Source organism: Oleiphilus sp. HI0066, assembly GCF_001635725.1.
Genome location: NZ_LWFH01001547.1, coordinates 1 through 773, shown reverse-complemented (window position 1 = coordinate 773; position 773 = coordinate 1). Strand labels below are relative to the sequence as shown.

The following is a 773-nucleotide window of genomic DNA, read 5'->3' as shown; positions in this document are numbered from 1 at the left end:
TAACGCCGCTTCAACCAAGCATTCGGTATCAGGACGAGGAATGAGAGTACTTTCATTAACAATAAGATCGAGCGTCCAGAAACCTCGACTACCCGTCAGGTGTGCGACAGGCCGCCCNTTAAGACGCTCTTGCAATAAATGACGGTAGGTTTGAGATTGCTCTACGCTGAGGGACTTTTCGGGCCAAGTACGAAAATAACTTGGCTCTACCTGCAAGACATGCGCTAACAACAATTGGACATCAAGTTCAGGTGTTTCGCTTTGAATATCGGCACTCATTGCGAGTGCCTGCTCTATTGTTATCTGAGCACTCATTTATGCGTCATTCATGCTCGCAAGAAGCTCGGCTTGATGCTCATGCAACAAAGGATCGATCACAGTCCCGAGATCACCTTCCATCACCTCAGCAAGCTTATACAAGGTAAGATTGATGCGATGATCCGTGACACGCCCTTGCGGATAGTTATATGTTCGGATTCGCTCTGAACGATCTCCACTGCCTACCAAACTCTTGCGCTGAGACGATTGCTCAGCTGCAGCCGCCTCTTGTTCTGCACTCAATAACTTAGACGCAAGCAAGGTCATCGCCTTAGCTTTGTTTTTGTGCTGGGAACGTTCGTCCTGACCCTCAACAACTACGCCTGTTGGCAAGTGAGTAATACGAATTGCAGAGTCAGTTTTGTTGACGTGCTGACCACCCCCACCCGATGCACGGAAAGTATCAATTCGAAGATCAGCCTTATTAATCTCAACATCATCAACAGATTCGATTT

At 47.7% G+C, this 773-nt stretch carries 1 protein-coding gene and 1 pseudogene; both read right to left on the bottom strand.

All coding sequences use genetic code 11. The features are described 5' to 3' along the window. A pseudogene (locus A3738_RS24015) lies at positions 1-315 on the bottom strand (protein-(glutamine-N5) methyltransferase, release factor-specific); the annotation flags it as partial. Continuing rightward, positions 316-773 (bottom strand): peptide chain release factor-like protein (locus tag A3738_RS24010; protein WP_304440128.1); only part of this gene is annotated, 458 nt, incomplete at its 5' end.